The organism is Arenibacter hampyeongensis (genome assembly GCF_002909255.1).
In the GTDB taxonomy this organism is placed as follows: Bacteria; Bacteroidota; Bacteroidia; order Flavobacteriales; family Flavobacteriaceae; genus Arenibacter; species Arenibacter hampyeongensis.
Genome location: NZ_PIOB01000001.1, coordinates 153,759 through 178,314 on the forward strand (window position 1 = coordinate 153,759; position 24,556 = coordinate 178,314).

Genomic DNA, 24,556 nt, shown 5'->3' on the forward strand with positions numbered 1-24,556 from the left:
ACCCAAAGGGGATATTAATTGTACCACTATATCTTAAAAATCAGCGTCGAAACTAATTTTCTGAGAATCGCCGTCCTTATCTTTGTTGTTCGAGACCCCTGCCTTTTGATATTCCGCAACTCTTTTTTCAAAGAAATTGGTTTTGCCTTGCAGGGAAATCATGTCCATAAAGTCGAACGGATTGGTTGAATTGTAGACCTTGTCACATTCCAACTCCACCAACAAACGGTCAGTTACAAACTCAAGGTACTGTGTCATCAACTTAGAGTTCATCCCTATTAAGCTGGCAGGAAGGGATTCTGTGATAAATTCCCTCTCAATATCCAAAGCGTTTACCAGAATCTCAGTTATACGTGCCTTGGGCACTTTGTTGATAAGGTGTTTGTTATGGAGATGAACGGCATAATCACAATGCATGCCCTCATCCCTTGATATTAATTCATTGGAAAAAGTAAGTCCCGGCATCAAGCCTCTTTTCTTTAGCCAAAAAATTGAACAAAACGCACCAGAGAAGAAAATACCCTCAACTGCAGCAAATGCAATAAGCCGTTCTGCAAAACTTGGCGAGTCTATCCATTTTAAGGCCCAATCGGCCTTTTTCTTTATAGCTGGAAAATTCTCAATAGCGTTAAAAAGCAAATCCTTTTCCTTTTCATCCTTTACATAAGTATCAATTAGCAGCGAATAGGTTTCGGAATGAATGTTTTCCATCATTATTTGAAAACCATAGAAGAACTTCGCCTCGGCATATTGTACTTCACTGACAAAATTTTCAGCAAGGTTTTCGTTCACAATGCCATCGGAAGCTGCAAAAAAGGCAAGAATGTGTTTTATAAAATAGCGTTCGTCACTATTCAGCTTGTTGCTCCAATCGTTAAGATCCGTGTGCAGATCAATTTCTTCAGCCGTCCAAAAACTAGCCTCACATTTTTTGTACCAATCCCATAAATCATGATGCTTTATAGGAAAAATAACAAATCGGTTAGGATTTTCTTTCAGAATCGGCTCTATAGCTGCTGACATATCTTATTTAGATTTTATTGGGTTTCTTTAACTTAGGCGAAAAATTGCCCTCGATCGGAGATAACAAAGATTGCAAAATACCCCCAATAACTAAAGCCCAATATGCATTATTAACCACAAAGTTTTTAACACTAAATGTTGAAATGTATGTTCGCAAGTGATGTTCATTACCTTTATAGAACAAAGGCAATTCCAATAAATTGGATATGTCCTGTTGAAAAAATTAGAGCAAAAAAAATAAACCAAAAAGTATATAAAAACATACTATTTGGTTTATGTTAGCAATACCCACTACCATCCATGGATTTGGATGAAAAGGTATCCATTTATCCTTAATTTACTATTTCAAATTAAATTTGAAAATCTAAAGGGACAATGCTGCAAAAATCATAAATACGGAAATAGCTATCATAGCCAAAAAAACTACGCTTATAGCTTTAATATTTGTAGTAATCATAGTGGTGGAGTTAGAGTTAATTTAGTTTATGTTGATCATACCATTGTTTTTTTTGCAATGGAAATTATTATTATCGAGCAGTACCTCTGCGAAAGCATCCAAATTTCTTAATATAAATCTCCTGAATTAAGTCATCATCAGGAAACCAAATTTAATGGAAGGAACTTTAAGTATATGCCTTATATGTAACAAAGTGTGCAAGAAATGTAACACGGATACACCTTATTCCAGTTCGGTCGATTCCAAGTATTCTGTTGGGGTTTTCTTATACACTTCCTTAAAGCATTTAATAAAATAAGAAGGTGTGTTAAAGCCAACGGAATAAGCAATCTCATTGACCGAGGCATCTGAGGTTTTTAAAATATGAATAGCTCTTTTTAGGCGCTGCGACCTTATAAATGCTGTTGTTGAGAGACCAGTATATGCCAAAAGCTTTCTATGTAATTGCATTCTGCTCATCCCTAATTTTGAACAAAAGGCGGCGGCATTAAATTGGGAATCCAACAGGCATTCATCCAGAACCTTTTCTAATTTATTAAGAAATACTTCGTCGGTTGGGGTAATTGCAATATCCTTTGCCTCCAAAATCAATTCGTGGCTGTATCTTTTGCGAAGCTTTTTTCTGGTTCCTATTAAATTTTCCACTCGTGTTTCCAGACTACGTACCTTAAAGGGTTTGGTGATAAAATCATCTGCCCCGGACAATAATCCCTGCAGCTCCTGATCCTCGCCCATACCCGCTGTAAGCAGAATAATGGGAACGTGGCTAGTACGCTCATCGGTCTTTAATGTATTACAAAGTTCTATCCCGTCGCAAACTGGCATGCGGACATCAGAAATAATGAGGTCCGGAACCACTTCCAGGGCAATTTTTATGCCTTCCAGACCATTTCGCGCTTGCAGTATTCTATACTTCGTACTCCAAACAGCATATAGAAATCCCCTTATTTCTTCATGATCCTCTACAATCAATAAAATAGGCAAGTCCTTTACCTCCTCTTTATTCGCCTTTGAATTTTTGGGCACCATTAAACCGACTTCTTGATTGTTTAAAACCAGATCACCAATTTCCTCGTCTACCTCTATTATTTCCAAATTTTTAAATTCTGACCTTACTATCGGCAAGCTTACCATAAAATGAATTATCCCCCCTTCTTCCATTTGTACCGATATATTGCCTTGATATATATTTACTAATTCCTTCACCAAGGAAAGACCAACACCTGCACCATCCGAATATTCATCCTTTTGGTAAAAGCGTGTGAAAAGTAGGTCTATATCCATATCTGAATAATTATCTACGGTGTTTTTGACACTTAACACCACTGTGCCTTCTTTTTTAATGGCAATAAACTGACACAAACCCCCTTCACTCACATATTTAAAGGCATTGGAAAGAAGGTTGACAATAATTTTCTCCATTGCATCCTCATCGAACCAAACATTGGGTAAGGGGTCAATTTCAACCTTATAATCAATCTTACCCATCAATGCCCTATGTCTAAAGGAAGAGGTTAACATACCCAAAAAAAGGCTTAGGTCACCTTTAGCAATCCTCAGTTTCAATTTTCCCTTTTCCAATTTTGCCAGATGTAAGAGTTGATCAACCAAGGCTATTAATCTATTAATATTCCGCTTTATCATAGAGAAATTTGCGAAATCCGCCTCGGTAAGATTGCCTTGCCCCAATTTCACATCCACTGGTCCCGATATTAAGGTCAACGGGGTACGGAATTCATGGGAAATATCGGTATATAGTTTGGACTTAAATTCATTAAGTTCTTTAAATCGTTCTGTCTCCTCACTTTTTAAACGTAGGTTAAGCTGCATACGCCATCTCCACTTCAGGTAAGCATAAACCCCATAAAGCATCATAAAAAACAGTAGTATATAGACCACTTTGGCCGGAAGTGTTAAATACCAAGGCGCCAATATTGAAAATGAATAGGTGACGGGTTCGTTGTTCCAGACTCCGTCATAATTACTACTCTTCACTTGAAATTTATAGTCCCCAGGTGGTAACCGCGTGTAGCGGGCAAAGTTCTTGTTCCCGGAAAAAACCCATTCATCATCAAAATTAACCAGCCTGTATTGGTATTGATTTTTTTGGGGAAGTGAATATTGAAGGCTGGAAAAGGTAAAGGAAATGGTATTTTGTTTGGCTTCCAGGGCTAGTCCATTCTCCAATGGAACAGGTGTATTAAATACATCGAAGCCTGTAATCATGGTTTTTGGCAAGACATTATTCTCCTTCAATTCATTAGGCCTAAACCAGTAAAATCCGTCCAAACCACCAAAATAAAGATTGCCTTCTGAGTCCTTATAAGCTGCCCCAGTATTAAATTCAGTGGCCAACCCCTCGTAATTTGTGTAGTTTACTACATCTGGAGCCTTATCCAGGAATTCACCTACTGTAAATTTCGTAATTCCCTTGTTGGAGCTCAACCATAAATTACCTTCATTATCGGGCAATATCCCATATATGACATTATTGGCCATGCCATCCTTTTCACTATATTGGTAAAATAGCTTATTCTTAACATCATAGGCATTGAGACCATCGCCGTTAGTGCCGATCCATAGGATTCCATTAGGTGCATAATACAGGGATTTTACGCTATTTGATGATAGGGAATTTGCATTGGTCAAATATTGAAATGCCTTAAATGTTCCCTTTTTTACATCAAAAAAAGCTATTCCATGACTCTCTGTCGCAATCCACAAATTGCCTTCCCCATCTTTCGTGATGGCCCTGATGTTATTACTTGGAATCCCATTCTTTTTGTGTGAATCATAATTATACTTGCTTATGACCCCTTTTTTTTTATCAAATAAAATTAAGCCCTGGTCACGTGTTCCCAACCAGACCCTATTGTCCATATCTCCTAAAATATACCAAATGGTATTTGAATTTAATTTGATTTCTGAACTATTGGAAAAATGTAAAATATTACCCCCGGGCTCCATAATATTTAAGCCTCCCTCCTGGGTTCCTATCCACAAATTATTGTCCCCGTCCACATAAAGGCTCATGATCCGATCTGAAGAAATTGTTTTATTATCTCCCGGCAAGGACTTATAGGTCTTCCAATTATTGGTTTTTGGATTGTACTGTGTAAGCCCCTTGCCAGAGGTACCTATCCAAACAGATTTTTCCCTGTCCACTGCAATAGACCTCACCACATCTATACTTACGTTCTCCGGGGTCTGATAATCTGTGAAAGAATTGAATTTTTCCAAATACTCATCGTAATAGCTCATTCCCGCCCCATCCGTACCAAACCACAAAGTGCCGGTATAATCTTCATATATGCTGAGTATATCATTGTAATGAAGAGCGGTTGGGTTGTGTTTTTCGGTAATAAAATTTACTATTGACAACTGCTGAAAATTAACCATATATAGGCCTTGACCATAGGTAGCAATCCACAGCCTATCTTTGGAATCCATATACAAATCGGTAATATTCAGATCAGTTGGCAATGGATCTGCAATAGATAAATCATGGATACGATTCAGTGGCCCTCCTGCCGAAGATCTAAAATAAAGTCCGTCACCAAAAGTCCCAATCCATTCCCTTGCCAAACCATCCACCACAATATCACTGAAATTGGCATTAACCCTGCTACCATCCTCCGTACGTGCCCTTACGTATCCAAATATATTGTTACGGGCATCGTATTCGGCAATTTCATTTTCCATAGCCAACAATAAGTCACCTTTATCATTTTGGGTCAAATTGTAAATGGTATTATTGAGAACTGTTGGGGGAATTACTTGTTTTACTTTCTCCTGACCATTTTTTAAGGCATACAGCCCATTTGAATAGGTCCCTATCCAAAGATTATACTCCCTATCCATAAAAATGGCACTGGCATCGGCCACGCCCTCAAAGGGAGCAAAACTGTTTGTTTTTGTGTTTAGTTTATATAGTTGGCGATTTATGGGGATTATCCAAACATCTCCCCGTTTATCTGTAAAGACTTTTCCTAAATTACTGTAGTTTGATCGTGTAATATCCACGAAAGCAAAAGGATAGGTAGTAAACATTCTACCGTCATATTTGTTTAGTCCATCTTGGGTAGCAATCCACAGATATCCTATACTATCTTGGGTAATGGATATAGCACTATTTTGTGAAAGTCCATCCTGTACGGAGCGTTGTCTAAACTTAATTTGGGATTGCGATTGGGCCGTAAATATGGTATTGAAATACATCAATCCCAATAATATAAGTCCCAATAGTGGTGAAGTAATTTTTTTGTCTACAGCCATCCCCTTCTGTTATAAAACCTATAACAAGATATGCTTTATTCGAGTAGAAATCAATCCTAACCTAATATTGATACTTCTTAAACAGAATATAGGAAATTAAAAACTAGGGACAATTTGTATTTCTTAATTAAAAAAAAAGATGTCAGATGGTAATAGCGGCCCATACCAATAAAAAAACTACCAAATAAAGTGCGATCCAACCGATGTAAAGAGATTATGAATTACGAGAATCGGATTCACATGTTTAGGTAGTTCCCCCGAAACCTAAATACTATGCGAATTCCAAAACCTACAAGTTGATTGCGTTTTTCAAATTTACATTTACATCCTTCGGATTGATTTTAAATAATGACATGTTCATATTAAAAACTAAATCCTGCAGGACCACACTTTATTTGATAGTTAATTATAGTTATTTATTATTATGGTCATTGAATTCAATTAATATTTATCCAATTTAAGTTGTTTAAACCGGACCTCTCTAAATCCCTAATATCTCCTGTCAGCTTCGGCCTTATTTTCTACAAGGGTCCTATTCATATTCGTATCCATCTTGTGTTCCACTAAGTTGTTGTCTAGGGAAGTAGTGCTCTTATTATCCGTAATTACGGCTACAACAAGAACTAAAACTAAAACGATAAAAAAAACTATACATTTATTCATCACCAGGATTTTTGCACTGTAGGTTATACATTATCTCTATTCAGGGAAACAAATATGTCTTCCAAATGTAGATGAAATGCATAAGTTGATGTTACGTAATTGTGTAAATGGTAAATTATCCTGTGTAAATGACATTGGGCAAATTCAAGATGTCTTTTCATCCAATCCTTATTTTGAAAACCAATAGCCCGTAACCCCCAATCCCTAAAGATCCAATCTTAAACCATTTTTCACCAACTATACTCAATTCATTTCCATTGATACAAAATATAGGAAGCTTAACAAACAATAGTTTTAATTTTGAGTATCTTTCCTAAACTATGTTAGAAGCGGTATTAGTAGACGACGAAATTAAAGCCCTCCAAAGTCTTTCTTGGGAGTTGACCAACTTTAGTGATGAAATAAAGGTAGTTGCTTCTTTTACGGACCCTGTTGAGGCATTAAAATATTTGGAACAGCACCCTCCGGATTGTTTGTTTCTGGATATAGAAATGCCCACTATGGATGGTTTTCAATTTATTCAGAAATTACAGAAAAAGGAATTTCCAGTGGTTATCACCACAGCTTATAACCAATACGCAATAAAGGCCCTTAAAAATGAGGCCATAGATTATCTTCTAAAACCAATAGATACGGACGATTTAAATGCCACCATTGCCAAAATAAAAAAGTTCAACAATAAGAATTACACTGCCGAAAAACTGGAGAAAATTTTATTGAAATTCAATTCAGATTCACTTCAAAAAAAGATTACTATCAATACCGACGGGAAATTATTATTTTTACAGAGTGATGAAATTCTTTTTGCGGAATCCGACGGAAATTACAGTACCTTATTTTTAAGTGATGGTCAAAAAATATTGCTTACCAAAAAATTAAAGGAAGTAAATCAAATACTGCCGAAGGATACTTTTTTTAGAATTCATAACTCCTTTATCATCAACCTAAATAAAATAAAGGAATTTCTTAAAACAGATGGTTATGTAATTTTACAATCCAACCATAAAATACCTGTTTCAAGACAAAAAAAATCCGACTTTTTAGATTTAATATAATCTATCATCAAAACATGAAATTTCCCTCCTGCATATTTCCATTTATACGGAGATCTTTATTATATAAATCGAGGAAATTCCTTCTATTCTTAATTCTTGTCTTTATTTCTGTAAGCCTAGGCCATTCCCAGGAAGTTTCCGAAGAATTTAAAAGAGTTGCGGATAGCCTTATAAAAATGGCCCCAGAAACTTACCAGGAGTTGGATTCAATTCTTCATTCCAAAAGAGGCGATACTATTTATATGCACTTTTTTAACAAGGAGTCTGCCAGAAAACAGTATTTCATAGGGCAGTCCTACGCCTTAAATCAGCTCGGGAGAAAATATAGGGATATTTCGCAGAACGCCATGGCCATTACATTTCACGAACAGGCACTACAGGCGGCAGAATTGGCCAAAAACCTCGAATTCAGGGTTTATAGCCTAAATATGCTGGGCGTGGTTTATCGAAGAAGTGACGCTATTAAAATAGCTTTGGATTACAATCAGGAAGCCCTGGAGCTGGCACAGACCGAGGAGAATCCCTCGGACGGCCTTAAACGAAGTATAAACGTTTCCCTTAACAGCATTGGCAATCTTTATTTAACCCTTAAACAGTACGATATTGCCATTGCGCAATTTAAAAAGTCAATGGAATTGGAAAAAGAGCTTGACAATAAGTTAGGTCTCGCCATTAACTATCAAAATATCGGGGAATGTTTGGAATATAAGGGAGAATTGGAAGAAGCACTGCACTACTATAGAACCTCCTTGGATTACAATAATGAAATAAACAGTGATAAAGGTAGGATCATTTGCAAAAATAGCATAGCCCAGGTATACATTAAACAAAACAAACTGGATGAAGCCATAGAAATTCTTGAACCCAATCTCTTGGCAGCGGAGACGCTGGGAGATAAATCCATTATCACAGCTATCAACATAAATATGGGCTGGGCATTAATGGAATTAAAACAATACGATGAAGCCCAAAAATTTCTAACTTCTGGATTGGAAATGTCCAAGAAAAAACACCTTCCTAGTTCCATTGCACAGGCCTACACCTTCCTTTCCAAATTATTCACCTACAAGGCAGATTATAAGAATGCCCTGGAATATTACCAATTGGCGGAAAAATTTAACGAAGAAATCAATAGTGAGGTCAATCGCCGTTATATTACAGACTTGATCATTAAATATGAAACCGAGAAAAAAAGCAATCAAATAGAAGCGCTGGCCAGGGAAAACGAGTTTATAAACCTTCGGCTGCGCAAAAAAACCAATACCTTAATTATTGGCGCATTGGGTATGGCCCTTCTGACTTTTATATTGTACATTCTCTATAGGCAGAAAGAGCTTAAGAACGAAAAACAGATACTGACCTTGGAACAAAGCATGTTGCGCAGCCAAATGAATCCGCATTTTTTGTTCAATTCTTTAAATTCCATTAAGCTCTATATCATAAATAATGAAAAGAAGAATGCCGTGCACTACCTCAATAAATTCTCAAAGTTGGTGCGCAAAATTCTTGAATCTTCTTCCTTAAAAGAGATATCCTTGGCCGACGAATTGGAAACCATTGACCTTTACATGAACATTGAGAATATTAGATTCTCAAATGAAATAAATTTTAAGGTGCGTGTGGAAGAACCCATAGATGAGCACACCGTCAAGATTCCTTCATTAATTCTTCAACCATTTCTAGAAAATGCCTTGTGGCATGGGCTTTCTTCCAAAGAGGGGGAAAAGAATATACTGCTTCACGTAAGCCGGGCCAACGATAAATTTATTCAAATAAGTATTACCGATAACGGTGTTGGGAGGGAAGCCTCCGAAAGGATAAAGGAGAGTAAGATTTTGAAACGAAAATCCATTGGCATTGATATCACTAAGGAAAGGTTGGCGAATTTCTCCAAAGACTTCGAAAATTCCTTTCAGGTAGAAATAATAGACCTTTATGACGTTAATAAAGTGGCATTGGGCACTAAGGTCGTACTGCACATCCCTACCCATTAGTAGTATGCTCTTGTGCAATTTGCTCCAATTCGGCATACCATTTTTTCCCAAACTTGCGGATCAATGCCTCCTTAACAAATTTATAAATAGGAACTTTAAGTTCATTTCCCAATGAACATGCTGGATCACAAATTTCCCATTTATGATAGTTGACTGCCGTAAGTTCCGAATACTCACGTACACGGATGGGATATAAATGACAGGATACAGGCTTCTTCCATTTGGTAACCCCTTGATTATAAGCTTCCTCGAGTCCACATTTGGTTATTCCCTTGTCGTCAAAAACCACATAGGCACATTCACTGCCATTTACCAAAGGGGTTTCCCATTCGCCATCTTCACCGCGAATAAAGGCACCTTGCTTTTCTATTTCAGCAATGCCCTCGGCCCGCAAGAAAGGTTTTACCCTGCTATAGATGTCCACTAATATCTCTGTTTCCCGATCTTCAAGGGGTGCACCAGCCTCCCCATCAACACAGCAGGCCCCTTTACAGGCACTTAGATTACAAACGAAATCGTTTTCAATAATTTCCTCGGATACTATTGTTTTCCCTAGTTGGAACATACTATTTTATTAGGCAGCAAATATAATTCTTTAAGGGGATATATTTTCGCTTAATTAAATCCAAATACCCCTAATTAAACGTAAATTTGCCGCGTCTTTGGAGGAAAGGGATAAACAAACACCTTTTGGACTAAGATTATATTTTTAAGCTATGGAATTCAATTTTAATTTTAGGGAAATTGTTACTGCAAGTATGGTCCTTTTTGCAGTAATTGATATTATTGGGAGCATTCCTATCATCATTAGCCTGAGGAAGAAAGTTGGGCACATACAATCTGGAAAAGCATCGTTTGCCTCGGCCTGCATTATGGTGGCTTTCTTGTTTGTGGGAGAAGAAATCCTAAATCTCATAGGGATAGACGTCAACTCATTTGCTGTCGCAGGGGCTTTTGTAATTTTCTTTTTGGCAATAGAGATGATTTTGGGGATTACCCTTTACAGGGACGAACAACCGGAAAGCGCATCCATTGTTCCAATTGCCTTTCCTTTAATTGCCGGTGCCGGTACGGTAACCACTCTTCTTTCCCTAAGGGCGGAATACTACGTAGAGAATATCATTGTCGCCATAATAATAAATGTTATTTTTGTATACCTAGTCCTTAAATCCTCTAGTAGAATAGAGCGAATTTTAGGTAAAAATGGGCTCAATGTGATCCGAAAAATATTTGGAGTTATTCTTTTGGCCATTGCGGTCAAACTATTTACCTCAAATATCAACCAGTTGTTTTAAAGAATTAAGAAAGAAGGTAACATGAACAGAATACTAATAGTAATACTTATTGTATTGGGATTGGCCCTGATGGCCTATAACGTAACTTTGGTGGATTTTAAAGACCCTTTTCAGGGAAATAGTATAATAGCCCTAATAGGAATAGTGGCTTCCTTATGTGCCATTGCGCTATTGTTAATTTACAGTACCTCTAAAAAAATTCAGAAAAAAATAGAACAAGATTAATTCTTAGCTTCAATTTTATCTACCACCTTTTGGCTTATGGTTGGTTTATCCAATTCCAAAACTTTTTTCAGCATATCATCTTCCCCGCTTTTTATTTTAGCATAGGTATTGGGGTCGAACAATTGCTCTGCCAAAGTTGCCTTTATATATAATTTTATTTTTTCCTCAAAGGCATAAAAGTCCATTTTAATATTTCTGGCCAAGCAATAGTCTATAAATACCTCAAAGAGGATATCATCTACCCTAAAGTTATGTACAAATTCTTCCTTTGAATAGTCTTTGTACTGTGCCCTATTTTCATCTAAATGCTCAAATACAAAATAAGACAAAAAGCCTACACTTTCCATACTCTCAAAATATTCGGATTCGTTTGTACCAATAGGCACAAAAACATCCGGTATTATGCCGCCCCCGCCATAGACAACCTTGCCTTTGGGAGTCTTAAACTTTAGCGAATCGGCCACTTTAATGCTGTCTACCGAGATTAGTTCCCCGCTATGGTAGCGATCTGTAAATTTCTGATAATAATCCTTGTTCCCCTTGTCATAAGATTTCTGTATGGAACGTCCCGTTGGGGTGTAATATCTGGACACCGTTAAGCGCACTGCGGAGCCGTCTCCCAGATCCATCTCACGCTGCACCAGCCCTTTGCCAAAAGACCTACGTCCTATTATAGTACCTATATCATTGTCCTGTAAGGATCCTGCAATGATTTCGCTGGCAGATGCGGAACGCTCATTGATTAAAACGTACACGGGTTTATCCTCAAAATCCCCTTTTTTTGTAGCAAATACCTTATCTATCTTGCCCTTTTTGTTTTTGGTAAACAAAATCAACTTACCATCCGACAGAAATTCATCAGCCATCTGTTCGGCAATGCCCAAATAACCCCCGGGGTTATCCCTTAGGTCCAAAGTTAATTTTTTAGCTCCCTGGGCCTCTAGCTTCCTTAGGGCCGTTCTAAACTCTTTATAGGTAGATTCGGCAAAACGATTTATTTTGATATATCCCATATCCTTGGTAAGCATATAATACGCCTCCACACTTTTTATGGGCACCACATCTCTTTTTATGTTTACATTAAAGGTGGATTTATTGTCCTTTCTATATACCTGCAACTTAACCGGTGATCCTTTTTCCCCTTTAAGTTTACTGACAATAACATCATTTTCAATATTTTGACCAAATAGCGTGTCACCATCTGCCATAAGAATTTTGTCCCCTGCCTGTAGACCTTTCCGGTCGCTTGGGCCGTCCTCAATAGCCCTAATTACTGATAAAGTATCTCTATACATTCGAAAACTAACCCCAATCCCTACAAAATCCCCTTTCATATTTTCGGAAACCTTATCCATTTCCTGTTTTGGGATATATACTGAATGGGGATCCAATTTTTCGAGAATATTGTTTACCGTAACATCTACAATGCTATCCGTATTAATCTCATCCACATACTCATAGTCTATATAATCTATTAGTCTATTGAGTTTGTCCTTTTTTGAATTGGTTGTGAAAAGCTTTTCCGGAGAATCATTAAAGTTCAATTTTCCACCTACAAATATTCCCATGGCAATTGCCAGAGCTATTACGGTGGGCCATATGTAGGTATTTATTTTCTTCATGATTCAAATTAGCATTTTACACGTTCACAATAATGGGCAGGTGAACTAGTTGGACTCCAGCCTTTTCAAGAAATTGCAGCCCAGAGTCATCCTTATAAGCTGTCTGATATACTACACGTTTTATGCCAGACTGATGTATTAACTTACTACATTCCTTACAAGGAGACAATGTAATGTACAATGTGGCCCCTTCACAGGATTGGGTGGAGGAGGCTACCTTTGATATGGCATTGGCTTCGGCATGCAAAACATACCATTTGGTATAACCCTCTTCGTCCTCACATATATTTTCAAAACCAGTTGGAGTTCCATTATAACCATCAGAAATAATCATCCTATCCTTTACAATGATGGCCCCGACCTGTTTTCGCTTGCAAAAAGAGAGCTTTCCCCATTCACTAGCCATACGTAAATACGCTTTATCGTACTTTTCTTGTTTACGTTCTTTCATTCAATAATTTTTCCCGTTACCGCATAGGACCATTTCCGAGTATTGTGCCTATAGCCCCCTATTTATCTATCCCAATGGTTTGTTTCCACAAAGGTACGGCAACTTTGTTTTGAAAATAATGGCTATATGGGATTAAATCAACATTGTATTCACTAAGATAGACCCTACTTATAATTCTCACAATCCTGAAAGGTTAAGATTTAGCCAAACTCTACCAAGGAAACGTAGTAATCAACATAGGTATTGTAATGCATAGAACAATAATCGACATTATTTGTATAAAAGAAGATTGTTTCACCTTAAACAAGGATTTTACGATATAGTTCCCTGAAAGTACAGCAAGTAGAATTAATAATTGGGAAATTTCTATCCCGGCCGCAAAGCCCAATAAAGGTGAAATTTTCTCCTCTTCCCCTGCCATCAACATCTTAAAGTAATTGGAGAACCCAAAACCATGAACGAGTCCAAAAAAACCAGTAGCTATTAGGTATGCCACCATATTTTTTTGATCGGTGGCTTTCTTGGAACCAATTAAATTATATATACCTGTAAAAAATATGGTGACCGGAATCAAAAATTCAATCAGACCAACATCCACTACCACCACTTCATATACGGAAAGACCCAGTGAAAAACAATGTGCTATCGTAAATACCGTAGCCAGCACCAATACTTTTTTCCAATCCACAAATGTAAAAGGTAGTGTTAGGGCCGCCAAAAACAAAATATGATCATAGGCATCCAAATCCAAAACATGTTCCAATCCCAACTGAATATAAAACCCAAAATCTCCCATACTCAATAATTAATGTAATTATATTTACTTTCCATGAGCCGAATTATTACAAACCCCTCTCTTGCTGGATAATTTCATAGGCTTTCTGAACCTCTTTAAATTTTTCCTCAGCTCCTTTCTTAATCGCTTCGTTTTCTGTATTCACCCTATCTGGATGATACTTTTTGGCCATGGTCCTGTATGCCTTCTTAACCTCCTCGTCCGAAACCGATTTCTCAATTTCCAAAATTTTATAGGCATTATCGGCCGATTTGATAAACATGGCCTTAATACTTTCAAAATCGATAAGGCTTACCCTAAAGTATCCAGCTATTTCCCAAATTTTATCTATTTCCGCAGGGCGCAAAGTCCCATCAGCTTGTGCAATACCGAATAAAAAATGCAATAATTGAAGCCTAACTTCATATCTCGTACGTTGATTAAGATAGTTGCATATACGTTCCGCAGACACTTCCCTTTTTTTAACAACCTCATTAAAGGTCCTGAAAATAGCATTTGCCTTGTCCTTGCCATAGGTACTGACAAAATAACGCCTTACATAATCCATTTCTGTCTGGCTAACGGAACCATCCGCCTTTATGACAATGGAACAAAGGGAAAGCAGATTAATCTCAAAATCGGCAGGGGATACATTCTGCTGGGTAATATCCCTAAAAACAGACCGTGCACCTCCCCCACCCGAGCTTTTTAGATTATCAAAAAAACTACCAATTATAAATCCTAGAATAGCCCCGGGAAACCTAAATGTGTAATATCCTAATATTGCGGCAAACCATTTAATCATCTTATATCCAAATTTTGGCAAAGATATAATTTTACAGTACAACCTAAGGTCTAATGAAAAGTTAAGTATTTCATTGGAATGACCTAAAATGGTTATCTTTGAAAACTTATATTAATAATCGAAAAAAATTAATACTATGTATCCTGCAGAATTAGTAAAACCTATGAGACAAGACTTGGCAATTGCCGGTTTTGAAGAATTATATACAGCCGATGCGGTTGAAAGTGCACTGAGTAAAGAAGGAACTACTTTGGTAGTGGTAAACTCGGTTTGCGGTTGTGCCGCAGCCAATGCGAGACCAGCAGCCAAAATGAGCCTACAAAACCCTAAAAAACCAAGTCATTTGGTTACCGTATTTGCGGGCGTGGATACTGAGGCCGTTAATGCGGCAAGGAACGCAATGATTCCTTTTCCACCATCTTCACCGAGCATGGCATTGTTTAAGGATGGAGAATTGGTTCATATGATAGAACGTCATCATATTGAAGGTAGACCTGCAGAAGTTATTGCAGAAAATTTGATGGAAGCCTACAACGAATTTTGTTAATGAATTGAGAACTCATTAATATTTGGAAATATTCTTGAATGAAACCGCTTTGTAAAAGAGCGGTTTTTTATTTTTGTAGCATGCGAAAAGTATTGGCATTTCCTTTGTCCACCCTTTACCTCATATTATTTGGGCTTACCTTGTTCCTGTTCCATCCCATTCAATGGGTCTGTTTTAATTGGTTTGGTTATAATGCCCACAGAATGAGCGTGGCTATTTTGAACCTAACCCTAATGAGGTGCACCCATATACTTGGCACCCGTTATTCCTTTAATAATACCCAAGATATACCAACAGATAGACCGGCAATTATGGTGCTCAATCATCAAAGTATGCACGATATTCCACCTATTATTTGGTTCATGAGGAAACATCATCCCAAGTTCGTAAGTAAAATGGAACTGGGCAAGGGCATACCAAGTGTATCCTATAATCTCAGACACGGTGGTTCGGTGCTAATAAATAGAAAGGACAGCAGGCAGTCCTTGACTGAAATAGCAAAGCTGGGGAGTTATATTGAAAAACATAAACGTTCAGCTGTGATCTTCCCTGAGGGTACAAGAAGTAAGACGGGCCAACCTAAAAAATTCCATACCACCGGATTAAAAGTTCTTTTAAAAAAGTCACCCTCTGCTATAATAATCCCCATTAGCATCAACAATTCCTGGAAAATGTTGAAATATGGCAAATTTCCTTACGGATTATGTAACCACATTACATTTGAGGTGCACAAGCCATTGGAAAATACTGGGGAAGCGGAATTACTCATAGAAAAAGTTGAAATGACCATAACACAGGCCATAATTCCATCTTCATGACCAACACACAGATAATAGAAGAAACAATTGCCTTTGTAAAAGAAACGTTGAAGGGTGCAGAAGGGGGGCACGATTGGTTTCATATCCAACGTGTCTTTAAGAACACGCTGCTTATAGCCAAGGATGAAAAGGCAGATGTGCTTGTAGTTAGTTTAGGAGCACTTTTACACGATATTGCCGATGCAAAGTTCAATGGCGGGGACGAAACCATAGGCCCAAAAATGGCTACTGACTTTTTAAATTCCTTACAGGTAGAAAAAAAGGTATTGGACCATGTGGTGAAAATTATTGAAAACATCTCCTATAAATCCAGTTTGGGTTCCAAAAAGTTATTTACATCCAAAGAACTCATGGTGGTACAGGATGCCGACCGTTTGGATGCCATTGGCGCCATTGGAATTGCCCGTGCCTTTAACTATGGAGGGTTTAAGAACAGGGAACTTTACAACCCGGAAATTGCCCCCAACCTGCAAATGACCAAGGAGGAGTACAAAAAATCCGACGCACCCACCATAAATCATTTTTACGAAAAATTACTGCTCCTTAAAGATAAAATGAATACGAAAACAGGTACTGAACTGGCGGAAAAAAGGCATCAATTTATGCTGGATTATTTGGAGCAATTCTATATGGAATGGAATGGCACTGCCTAATGTCCCTGAATTAATAAAAATCACCACTGGCATATAAACCTGGGAGCTACCAAAGGAATTCAAAAATGGAGCTTTCAAAAACTAGGTGAATTCCGGAAGACACATATTAAAAAATCGTTGGTAAATGATACCAGGTAATTTATAAGGTGATCGCCTCAACTACCATACGTAGAAAGTACAACTTATTGTGGAAAACTAATTGCGGTCCGCGGTTATTGATCATCCAACATTACTTTTCTCAATTCCACCATTTTTTTTAGAAAATGTTTTTGTTCCATTTCATTCTCTGTTAGGTCGATGGCAGCTTTTAATGCCCCCAATGTTTCCTCTTTACTTCCCAATCGTAATAAAAGCTCCGCTTTAATGGCATAATAGAGGACACTAACCTTGAAATAGGTACTGCTTTCAAATTCAAGAAGCTTGCCCATTGCCTTTTTAGCCCCATTTACCTTATAATATGGCACTATCCTGTTCAATTCCACTACAGGGGAATATTGCCTTTTTAACTGTAAATTATATAAATTCAAAATACTATTCCAATTTGTTAATTCGAATGTCTTTGCAATGCAATGATAATATGAGACAGCTGCTTCCAAGTGGTAATTGGATGGTTCAAGAACAGCTTTGGAGGCCTTTTCCAAATGCTCTATGCCTATGGCAATAAGGTCGTTGTCATATTTTGTTCTATCCTGATGTTCCAAATCCACCAATTCCCCATTTTCATTTACCCTGGCATCAAATCTGGAGGTATGAAAACACATCAAAGCGAGCAGGGCGTTAACATTGGGTCTATTGCAATATTCATTTTCACTCAACAAAAGAGCCAATCGGATGGCTTCCAAACATATGTCTCTTTTAATAATTTCTGAGCCAGTGCTTGAGGCATAGCCCTCTGAAAAAAGCAGATAAATTACCCTTAAAACTATGGAAAGCCTTGATTGCAACCCTATTTCAATGGGAATGTCCAATGTGGTGATATTCGACTTCAACTGCCTTTTGGCCCTAGTATAGGATTTTGCCACAGAATCCTCCTTTTTCAGTAAAGCCTTGGCTATTTCCCCATTACCAAAACCGCCTATTAACTTTAGGCTTAAAATAATTTGATAATCAACGGAGAGTGAAGGGTGACAACATGCAAAAATCATTTTTAATTGACTGTCCGAAATAGCACTTTCCAAAACAATCTCTGGAATCCTGACGTGATTTTCCGTTAAAATAGTAGTGTCATCTCCTTTTAGCAATATTTTCTTATCTCTTCGGAGTACATCAATAAGATTGTTGGTGGCCACACGGTAAAGCCATGACGTGGGATTGTCTGGAAGGTTCTTATATCCCCATACCTGCATAGCCTTTAAAAGGGCATCCTGCACTGCATCCTCAATTCTTTCTAAATTGCTTGGTCCAAATTTATTTATAAGTACGCCTATAATCTTTCCATATTCATAACGAAATAAGTTTTCTACCTGTTTCTTTGTTTCGGTCATATCCAAAAAATTAAAAGCCGTTAAAAGCAAGTGGTTGTCAAAGCATTGATTCTTTCAACTTTGATCAAGAAATCCTAAAATCAGTGTTATTCACATTTCCAGAACATAGATTTTATACTTAAACGCCCAATAACCCTACTTTTAAAACGGCTTTTAAATCAATTTTAATCGTACTACATGTCCATGGACATTATCTGTCTTACCTCAACATTTCCACCATGCTCAAATATTGGACATCCCCTGGAAATTTCTACGGCACCTTTTTGATCATTGGCCGTTACAATAAGATACCCCCCAACAACTTCTGTCCCCTCAGCGAAGGGACCATCGGTAATCACTTCCCCTCCTTTTTTAACAACGTTACCTTCCTTTGCCAATGGCAGACCATCCACTAATTGTCCTTTTTCCTTTAATCCGCCCATCCAGGCTCCCCATTTCTGCATATGTTCCTGCATTTCTTCCGGTGTTTGATTAGTTCTTGCTGCATCACCGCCCCTAAATAAAAATAAAAAATTGCTCATAGTATTAAATTTAAATTAATAAAATAGTTTTTATGTTCGCTTTAAAGACGAACAGCAACCTTCGCTTTGGACATATCTTACTATTATTTTCAAAATAATTTCATCTGCCCTAATTTATATTGTTCATGAAGGCATGTATTAAGTTTGGGAAAGGATTTGCCCTTAAAATACTTTTGTCGCGCCAAATGGGCCATATCATTGATTTGTTGTGCTATTTTGCCCTCACCTTTGTTGCGAATTCCAAAACGACTATCGTTTAAAGTTCCCCCATGGCATTCAGCTATCTGCTGCAATACTTTATTTGCCCTATGTGGCAGGGTCTTTTTTATCCAATCCTCAAAAATCTGGCCTATAGCCCCGTTTAACCGAACCACTGTAAACCCAAAGGAAAGTGCCCCATTGTCCGCTACTGCTTTGGCCAAATTAAGTACTTCATGACTATTTATACCCGGAATAATTGGAGCCAGCATGGCATTCACCGGAATATTATTTTCGGATAATATCCGAATGGTCTCCAGTCTCTTTTTAATGGTAGTCGTCCTGGGCTCCAATATACGTCTGGTTTCTTCAGATAAAGAAGTTACCGAGATATTTACCCCGATCAAATTCTCATCAGCCAATTGGGTCAGGATATCCAGATCCCTTAATACCAGCGAATTCTTAGTAATTATGCCTACTGGATGACGATATCTCAGGAAAACTTCCAAACAAGCCCTAGTAATTTTAAATTGATGCTCTGCAGGTTGATAACAATCCGTATTTCCGGAAAGTACTATGGTAGCTGCTTTCCAATTTTTACTTTTCAATTTGGCCTCCAATAAGACCGGAGCATCCTTTTTTATCAGAATTTTTCGTTCAAAATCGAGCCCCGCGCTATAACCCCAGTATTCATGACTATTCCTCGCATAACAATAAATGCAACCGTGCTCACAACCTTGGTAAGGATTCAAGGAAAAGTTCATGCCCACATCCGGGCTATTGACCTTGTTGACTATAGATTTTGGAAAGATGGGAAGATACTGCGTCTTATTATGGTCCGCAGTTTCCCCTTCCAAACGACAGAACTCCAAAAAATCGTCCCTTACTTCATTGGAGAATTGAGCAAACCTATTGTTGGAATTCTGTTGGGCACCACGACCTTTGATATAATCATTTGGTTTCAAAATAAATGGATTTAATCCAAAATTATGGAATAAATCCAAATATAGTGTACCTAAATATGTTAATTAACTAAAAAGTCTAGAAGACCCTATTAATTATTTTGGAGGGAAACCAACATAAAAAGTTATGGATTATGGAGTGTTAATTTCAACACTCACCAATTGCTTTTTGGAACCTCTTTTGGCATAGTAGAGCATTCGGCTATTCTCCCTATCAATTAACGGCATGGAAACCATTAACGGAAGGCGTGCTTCATGGTCATCAATGACCTTTTCATAACTGATCTTCCCATCCTTGTCCAACCTAATCATAAAAACATTTCTGTTACGGCTAAGGCCCTGCCTAAAAATTAACCTTTCACCACTTAACAATTGTGGGTTTTCCGAAGCCGTGCTAATTACATAATAAGTATTGTCACCCTTTGCGCAGGAACTATAGGAAGCATAAGCCCCGTCACCCTGGGTGACCTCCGACTTATTAATATTCCTAGCCCAGATGATATCTCCTGCCTCATTTAATTTGGCACTGACAATGTCATTGTGGTGAAACCTTTCAATTTTCACCCTGGACCCAGTTGGATCTTGCTGTATACTGGAGGTAACAAAATATTCCTCAGCATTGAACAGAATGGAATTATCCTTGGTGACACTAACATCCTTAAATACTAAATTCTTAATCTCTATATCGTCTTCCCTACCAAACTTATCCGCCATAAATTGCTGTGAAAAGGGATTGTATTTTTTGGCATTAAGGGCCAAGGTGTTTCTATCAAGCTCAAAATAGGCCAAGCCATTATATCTATTATCCTTTCGATCTGCATAAAATCCGACACAGATTAGTTTATTATTAACAATGATCGGTTTTAAAGCTTCCGAAAATTTACCAGGATCGTCAAAAGTTTGGATCACGGCCCCGTTTTTGGCCACCTTAAGCAATTCATATTGGAATTTGCGATCTGTGGCAGCAAATCGTTTCTTTTTATAATAGGCCTTGCCTACCAGATATAATTGACTTAAATCCTTGGAGGTAACCATATTTTCAAAAGCATAGTTCTTTTCTTCTATCTGCTCCGAGAAATCGTATTCGATAAGTTTGCTTAAGCTACTATTGAAGAGGTATACAAAATGCTTTTCATCCTTGCCTTTTTTAAAGTGGGTGCTAATGGCAAAGGCCGATTTGTCCTCGTTAAAAAAAGTGGTGGTGGTAAAACCAGATGAAAAATTCCTCTTGTAGTAATTATGATCTAATGGCTCGGTTACTTGTTGGGAAGAAATGGATAGAATGGTCTCCTCCGTAAAATTAAAATTGCTAATTGGACTTCTATGTACTACGTAATCATATGATCCCCTACTAAGATTGTACTCCAACAACAGTATATTCAATTGTCCGTTCTTAACAAAGGCATTTACAAAATCGAGACCCTTTATCTTGTAATTATATTCCGAAACCAACTCTAAATCCTTATTGTAGTGCTCTATATAATATCCCCGTGGTTTTAATATAATTCCAGTATAATAGGAGCGTACCAGAACTGTACCTCCCATACCATCATCTGAAATTTCCAACAGGTTGGAATATTTATACCTATCATTATATTTTTCTCCAAAACTATATTTCACAGGCATTTCCTGCGCCTGAGACGAGCAGAAAAAGGACAGAAACAAGAATAATAATCCAAGATTTTTTCCGATATTCATAACAAGCTATTTAGGGTATCATTTAAGCACCCGGAAAATTGGCCTTTCTTTTTTCCATAAAGGCAGTGGTTCCTTCCTTAAAATCCGAAGTACCAAAGCAACTGCCAAAAGCCTCTATTTCCGTTTTGAACCCATTAATACTATTGTTAAAACCAGCATTTACCGCTTTTATTGCATAACCAATGGCCACAGGCGAATTATTCGATATCTTACCTGCAAATTTCATACATAAATCCATTAAGTGTTCCTGTTCAACAACATAGTTGACCAAACCGAACTCCAATGCTTTAGACGCATCTATCATTCCTGCCGTCAGAATCATTTCCATGGCCCTGCCCCTACCAATTAACTGCGGTAGGCGCTGTGTACCTCCATAACCTGGTATAACACCCAAGGAAACTTCAGGAAGCCCCATTCTTGCATTGTGACTGGCTACACGGAAATGGCAGGCCATGGCCAATTCCAAACCACCTCCCAAGGCGAATCCGTTAACCGCAGCTATAACCGGGGTGGATAGGTTTTCCACATAATCAAACAATTGCTTTTGACCTTTTGCTGCCAGTTTTCCACCCTCCTTCTCCGAAAAATTGGCGAACTCGGAAATATCGGCTCCGGCCACAAAGGCCTTTTCACCACTTCCCGTTAAAATTATAACCTTTATCCTTTTTTCCTTTGCCAATTCCTTAAAGGCATAGTGAAGTTCTTCTATAGTTGCCTTATTAAGGGCATTCAACTTAGTAGGCCTATTAATGGTGATGACAGCTACATTCGTCTCTGAATTAATTAGTAAATTTTCGTATTGCATTGCTTTAATATTAAGTTACACCTCGTTTTATTGGTTACTCAGTATCTACTTTAATGTACGATCCGGTCCATTATATTTTCCCTCGCATTGGCAATAGGAAAACGAACGGTAAATATGGTTCCTTTACTGGATTCTGATGTAAAATTGATAGTCCCTCTATAGTTTTCCACAATATTTTTGACCATCCCCAGCCCAAGGCCCATTCCACTGGTCTTGGTAGTGAATTTAGGTTCAAATACCTTGTCCTTCACTTCCAGAGGTATCCCGAGACCATTATCTTCCACGGTCAGTTTTACAAAATCCCCATCCTTGGAAACCGTTACCATAACATAGGGGGACTCTACATCCACAATTGCTTGGGTGGCGTTTTTAACAAGATTGGTAACCACTCTAATTAGTTGGGTCCGATCTAATTTTGCGATTATTTCCTCTTCATCGGACGCAAAGTGAATATAGTTTTCATCAAATATGTCCACCGCCATCTTTACTATCCTCACCACATTTAAAGTCTCGTTCTGCTGGGCCGGCATATTTGCAAAGTTGGAAAATGCTGATGCAATACTACTCATGGTATCAATCTGCTGAATCAATGTTTTTGAATATTCTGAAACCTTTAAGGTAATATCCGGATCTTTGGGGTCGAACCTCCGTTCAAAATTCTGTACGCTCAGTCGCATGGGAGTTAGTGGATTTTTAATTTCATGTGCCACCTGTTTTGCCATTTCGCGCCATGCTTGTTCCCGTTCCCCTTTAGCCAATTTTGCTGCACTAATCTCCAACTCATCGATCATTTCGTTATAGGAGGTAATCAATTTCCCAATTTCCTCACTAGGATTCTCCACAATGATCTTTTCGTTACGTTTGGTCAAATCTGTTTGATTTAATCTGTCCGAAATAGTCTGTAAAGATCTGGTGATATATTTGGAAATAAAATAGGCAAGGCCAATGGCCAAAAACAACAAAAGAAGATAAGCTCCCGTAAGCCTTAACAGTATTTCCTTTAGTTCCTTATCATTAAATGAATTGTCCTCAAAATAGGGCAGGTTTAATATCCCTACATTTTTAAATCTTTTGTCGCTTATATACGTATAGGAAGCCTGATAATTAAAGCCGGCGGCGGTTTTTTGCTCCACATACCTCTTGGTGGGCGTGGAAGCCAAACTGTTCAACACTTCTGCATCCAAACATGTAGAAATGGAATCAATTTCAAACTTGGGCCTAGAACTTTTGATCAATTGACCTTGCAAGTCATAAATATTAAAATTAATATTCTGTACCAAGGCAATCTCATATATTTCATCCCTGAAGATGTAGCCCAAATTTTCTGTAGTTACAGGATAGGTCGTTTTTTGGAGCACTAAATCTATACTTTGTTTTATCTGTTCCTCCTTACGCTCCATACGTTCAGCATGGTAATCCCTATTCTGTTCGCTGTACTGGTACACGGTAACAGATGCGATCAATACAAAGGCAATCACCACCCAAAAAATCATGGAGATAAAAATTCGGGAACGCAAGGAAAAGTTTGTAAGCAACTGAAATCTAATTTTAGATTTTAAAGGTAACAATTATCACGCCAAAATTAACAGCAACTAAGGGTCAAATGGTGTCTAAGCTTCAGGATTTTTATCGCGGATACGCTTATAAAGTCTAATCCCCAACATTAGCAGTACTCCTAGCACAATAATTCCAACAACACCAAATATCCAATTAAAAGTACCCTTTAATATAACTAAAAAGACCACCGCGAACAGAATCAGGGTGGCTCCCTCGTTCCAAATACGCATAAACCTGGAGGTATATTTTACCTCATCCCGCTGCAATTGTTTATAAATCTGATGATTCTTTAGGTGGTAGACAAATAGCAACACCACAAAAGTGAGTTTTATATGCATCCACGGTTGTTGCATCCAAACCGGATATAATACCAGTAACCAAATGGCAAAGATAGTGGCCAAAATAGCGGAGGGCCAGGTAATGATAAGCCATAAACGTTTGGTCATCAACTTTAATTGATGGGTAAGTATTTCCCTTTCGGGTGATGCTTTTTGATCGGCCTCAATATGGTAGATAAACAATCGAGGTATATAAAACAATCCCGCAAACCAGGTAACCACAAAAATGAGGTGCAAGGCTTTAATATAATTGTAATAGTCGGTCATTTAATAGCTATTGTTCCGTAAAGATAGTAGACGGTTTTCTGAAAAACTAATCTTTAAGGTCCAGACCA

The 24,556-nt window shown here is 37.8% G+C and carries 22 protein-coding genes; 7 read left to right on the top strand and 15 right to left on the bottom strand.

Going from position 1 to position 24,556, the window contains the following annotated elements; genetic code table 11:
• Window positions 1-33 precede the first annotated feature (33 nt).
• The 3 genes from CWD91_RS00650 to CWD91_RS22600 all read right to left on the bottom strand — a co-directional run bounded on the left by CWD91_RS00650 (window position 34) and on the right by CWD91_RS22600 (window position 6,418).
• On the bottom strand, window positions 34-1,023 hold the full coding sequence (locus CWD91_RS00650; RefSeq protein WP_103439028.1) for a ribonucleotide-diphosphate reductase subunit beta: 990 nt from the start codon (window positions 1,021-1,023) through the stop codon (window positions 34-36).
• Window positions 1,024-1,702: 679 nt separating this feature from the next.
• A complete protein-coding gene (locus tag CWD91_RS00660) occupies window positions 1,703-5,755 on the bottom strand; it encodes a two-component regulator propeller domain-containing protein (RefSeq protein WP_103439030.1) in 4,053 nt (1,350 codons plus the stop codon).
• 489 nt (window positions 5,756-6,244) lie between these two features.
• On the bottom strand, window positions 6,245-6,418 hold the full coding sequence (locus tag CWD91_RS22600) for a hypothetical protein (RefSeq protein ID WP_157943688.1): 174 nt from the start codon (window positions 6,416-6,418) through the stop codon (window positions 6,245-6,247).
• 320 nt (window positions 6,419-6,738) lie between these two features.
• On the opposite strand from CWD91_RS22600, the gene CWD91_RS00665 reads away from it, so the two are divergent.
• Together CWD91_RS00665 and CWD91_RS00670 are read left to right on the top strand one after the other, a co-directional pair.
• Complete coding sequence (locus tag CWD91_RS00665) at window positions 6,739-7,473, top strand: LytR/AlgR family response regulator transcription factor (protein WP_103439031.1); 735 nt, start codon at window positions 6,739-6,741, stop codon at window positions 7,471-7,473.
• Window positions 7,474-7,649: 176 nt separating this feature from the next.
• A complete protein-coding gene (locus CWD91_RS00670) occupies window positions 7,650-9,467 on the top strand; it encodes a tetratricopeptide repeat-containing sensor histidine kinase (RefSeq protein WP_239985596.1) in 1,818 nt (605 codons plus the stop codon).
• Here CWD91_RS00670 and CWD91_RS00675 read toward each other — a convergent pair.
• The gene (locus CWD91_RS00675) at window positions 9,457-10,032 is read right to left on the bottom strand and encodes a DUF3109 family protein (protein ID WP_103439033.1); all 576 of its coding nucleotides are present in this window, start codon (window positions 10,030-10,032) and stop codon (window positions 9,457-9,459) included. The genes CWD91_RS00670 and CWD91_RS00675 overlap by 11 nt on opposite strands.
• A 151-nt stretch (window positions 10,033-10,183) precedes the next feature.
• On the opposite strand from CWD91_RS00675, the gene CWD91_RS00680 reads away from it, so the two are divergent.
• Window positions 10,184-10,762 (top strand): MarC family protein, encoded by a 579-nt coding sequence (locus CWD91_RS00680; protein WP_103439034.1) that lies wholly within the window; start codon window positions 10,184-10,186, stop codon window positions 10,760-10,762.
• Window positions 10,763-10,783: 21 nt separating this feature from the next.
• Window positions 10,784-10,987: a hypothetical protein gene (locus tag CWD91_RS00685; protein WP_103439035.1), complete on the top strand. Its 204-nt coding sequence runs from the start codon at window positions 10,784-10,786 to the stop codon at window positions 10,985-10,987.
• Here the strand turns inward: CWD91_RS00685 and CWD91_RS00690 are convergent.
• The 4 genes from CWD91_RS00690 to CWD91_RS00705 all read right to left on the bottom strand — a co-directional run bounded on the left by CWD91_RS00690 (window position 10,984) and on the right by CWD91_RS00705 (window position 14,640).
• A complete protein-coding gene (locus tag CWD91_RS00690) occupies window positions 10,984-12,609 on the bottom strand; it encodes a S41 family peptidase (RefSeq protein ID WP_103439036.1) in 1,626 nt (541 codons plus the stop codon). The two genes, CWD91_RS00685 and CWD91_RS00690, sit on opposite strands and share 4 nt — an antisense overlap.
• Window positions 12,610-12,625: 16 nt before the next feature.
• Window positions 12,626-13,060 (bottom strand): deoxycytidylate deaminase, encoded by a 435-nt coding sequence (locus tag CWD91_RS00695; RefSeq protein ID WP_103439037.1) that lies wholly within the window; start codon window positions 13,058-13,060, stop codon window positions 12,626-12,628.
• A gap of 211 nt (window positions 13,061-13,271) precedes the next feature.
• Window positions 13,272-13,856, bottom strand: coding sequence for a HupE/UreJ family protein (locus tag CWD91_RS00700; protein WP_103439038.1), 585 nt, complete (start codon window positions 13,854-13,856; stop codon window positions 13,272-13,274).
• A 46-nt stretch (window positions 13,857-13,902) separates the two neighbouring features.
• Window positions 13,903-14,640, bottom strand: a complete 738-nt coding sequence (locus CWD91_RS00705; protein ID WP_103439039.1) for a TerB family tellurite resistance protein — start codon at window positions 14,638-14,640, stop codon at window positions 13,903-13,905.
• 136 nt (window positions 14,641-14,776) lie between these two features.
• Between CWD91_RS00705 and CWD91_RS00710 the strand changes: the two genes are divergently transcribed.
• The 3 genes from CWD91_RS00710 to CWD91_RS00720 all read left to right on the top strand — a co-directional run bounded on the left by CWD91_RS00710 (window position 14,777) and on the right by CWD91_RS00720 (window position 16,658).
• Complete coding sequence (locus CWD91_RS00710) at window positions 14,777-15,187, top strand: BrxA/BrxB family bacilliredoxin (protein ID WP_103439040.1); 411 nt, start codon at window positions 14,777-14,779, stop codon at window positions 15,185-15,187.
• A gap of 80 nt (window positions 15,188-15,267) precedes the next feature.
• The gene (locus CWD91_RS00715; RefSeq protein WP_103439041.1) at window positions 15,268-16,005 is read left to right on the top strand and encodes a lysophospholipid acyltransferase family protein; all 738 of its coding nucleotides are present in this window, start codon (window positions 15,268-15,270) and stop codon (window positions 16,003-16,005) included.
• The gene (locus CWD91_RS00720; protein WP_103439042.1) at window positions 16,002-16,658 is read left to right on the top strand and encodes an HD domain-containing protein; all 657 of its coding nucleotides are present in this window, start codon (window positions 16,002-16,004) and stop codon (window positions 16,656-16,658) included. Before CWD91_RS00715 ends, CWD91_RS00720 begins: the two co-directional genes overlap by 4 nt.
• Window positions 16,659-16,870: 212 nt before the next feature.
• On the opposite strand, the gene CWD91_RS00725 is transcribed toward CWD91_RS00720, so the two are convergent.
• The 7 genes from CWD91_RS00725 to CWD91_RS00755 all read right to left on the bottom strand — a co-directional run bounded on the left by CWD91_RS00725 (window position 16,871) and on the right by CWD91_RS00755 (window position 24,488).
• Window positions 16,871-18,142 (bottom strand): RNA polymerase sigma factor, encoded by a 1,272-nt coding sequence (locus CWD91_RS00725; RefSeq protein ID WP_103439043.1) that lies wholly within the window; start codon window positions 18,140-18,142, stop codon window positions 16,871-16,873.
• Window positions 18,143-18,315: 173 nt separating this feature from the next.
• Window positions 18,316-18,663 (bottom strand): YciI family protein, encoded by a 348-nt coding sequence (locus CWD91_RS00730; RefSeq protein WP_103439044.1) that lies wholly within the window; start codon window positions 18,661-18,663, stop codon window positions 18,316-18,318.
• Between the two features lie 89 nt (window positions 18,664-18,752).
• Entirely contained in the window at window positions 18,753-19,826 is a 1,074-nt protein-coding gene (locus tag CWD91_RS00735; RefSeq protein ID WP_103439837.1) for a PA0069 family radical SAM protein, read from the bottom strand.
• A gap of 129 nt (window positions 19,827-19,955) precedes the next feature.
• Complete coding sequence (locus CWD91_RS00740) at window positions 19,956-21,521, bottom strand: hypothetical protein (RefSeq protein WP_103439045.1); 1,566 nt, start codon at window positions 21,519-21,521, stop codon at window positions 19,956-19,958.
• Between the two features lie 22 nt (window positions 21,522-21,543).
• On the bottom strand, window positions 21,544-22,326 hold the full coding sequence (locus tag CWD91_RS00745) for an enoyl-CoA hydratase/isomerase family protein (RefSeq protein ID WP_103439046.1): 783 nt from the start codon (window positions 22,324-22,326) through the stop codon (window positions 21,544-21,546).
• A 50-nt stretch (window positions 22,327-22,376) separates the two neighbouring features.
• The gene (locus CWD91_RS00750; RefSeq protein ID WP_103439047.1) at window positions 22,377-23,819 is read right to left on the bottom strand and encodes a sensor histidine kinase; all 1,443 of its coding nucleotides are present in this window, start codon (window positions 23,817-23,819) and stop codon (window positions 22,377-22,379) included.
• A gap of 117 nt (window positions 23,820-23,936) precedes the next feature.
• Window positions 23,937-24,488 carry a CopD family protein gene (locus tag CWD91_RS00755; RefSeq protein WP_103439048.1) on the bottom strand — a complete coding sequence of 184 codons (552 nt, stop codon included), beginning with the start codon at window positions 24,486-24,488 and terminating at the stop codon, window positions 23,937-23,939.
• Between the last annotated feature and the right edge of the window lie 68 nt (window positions 24,489-24,556).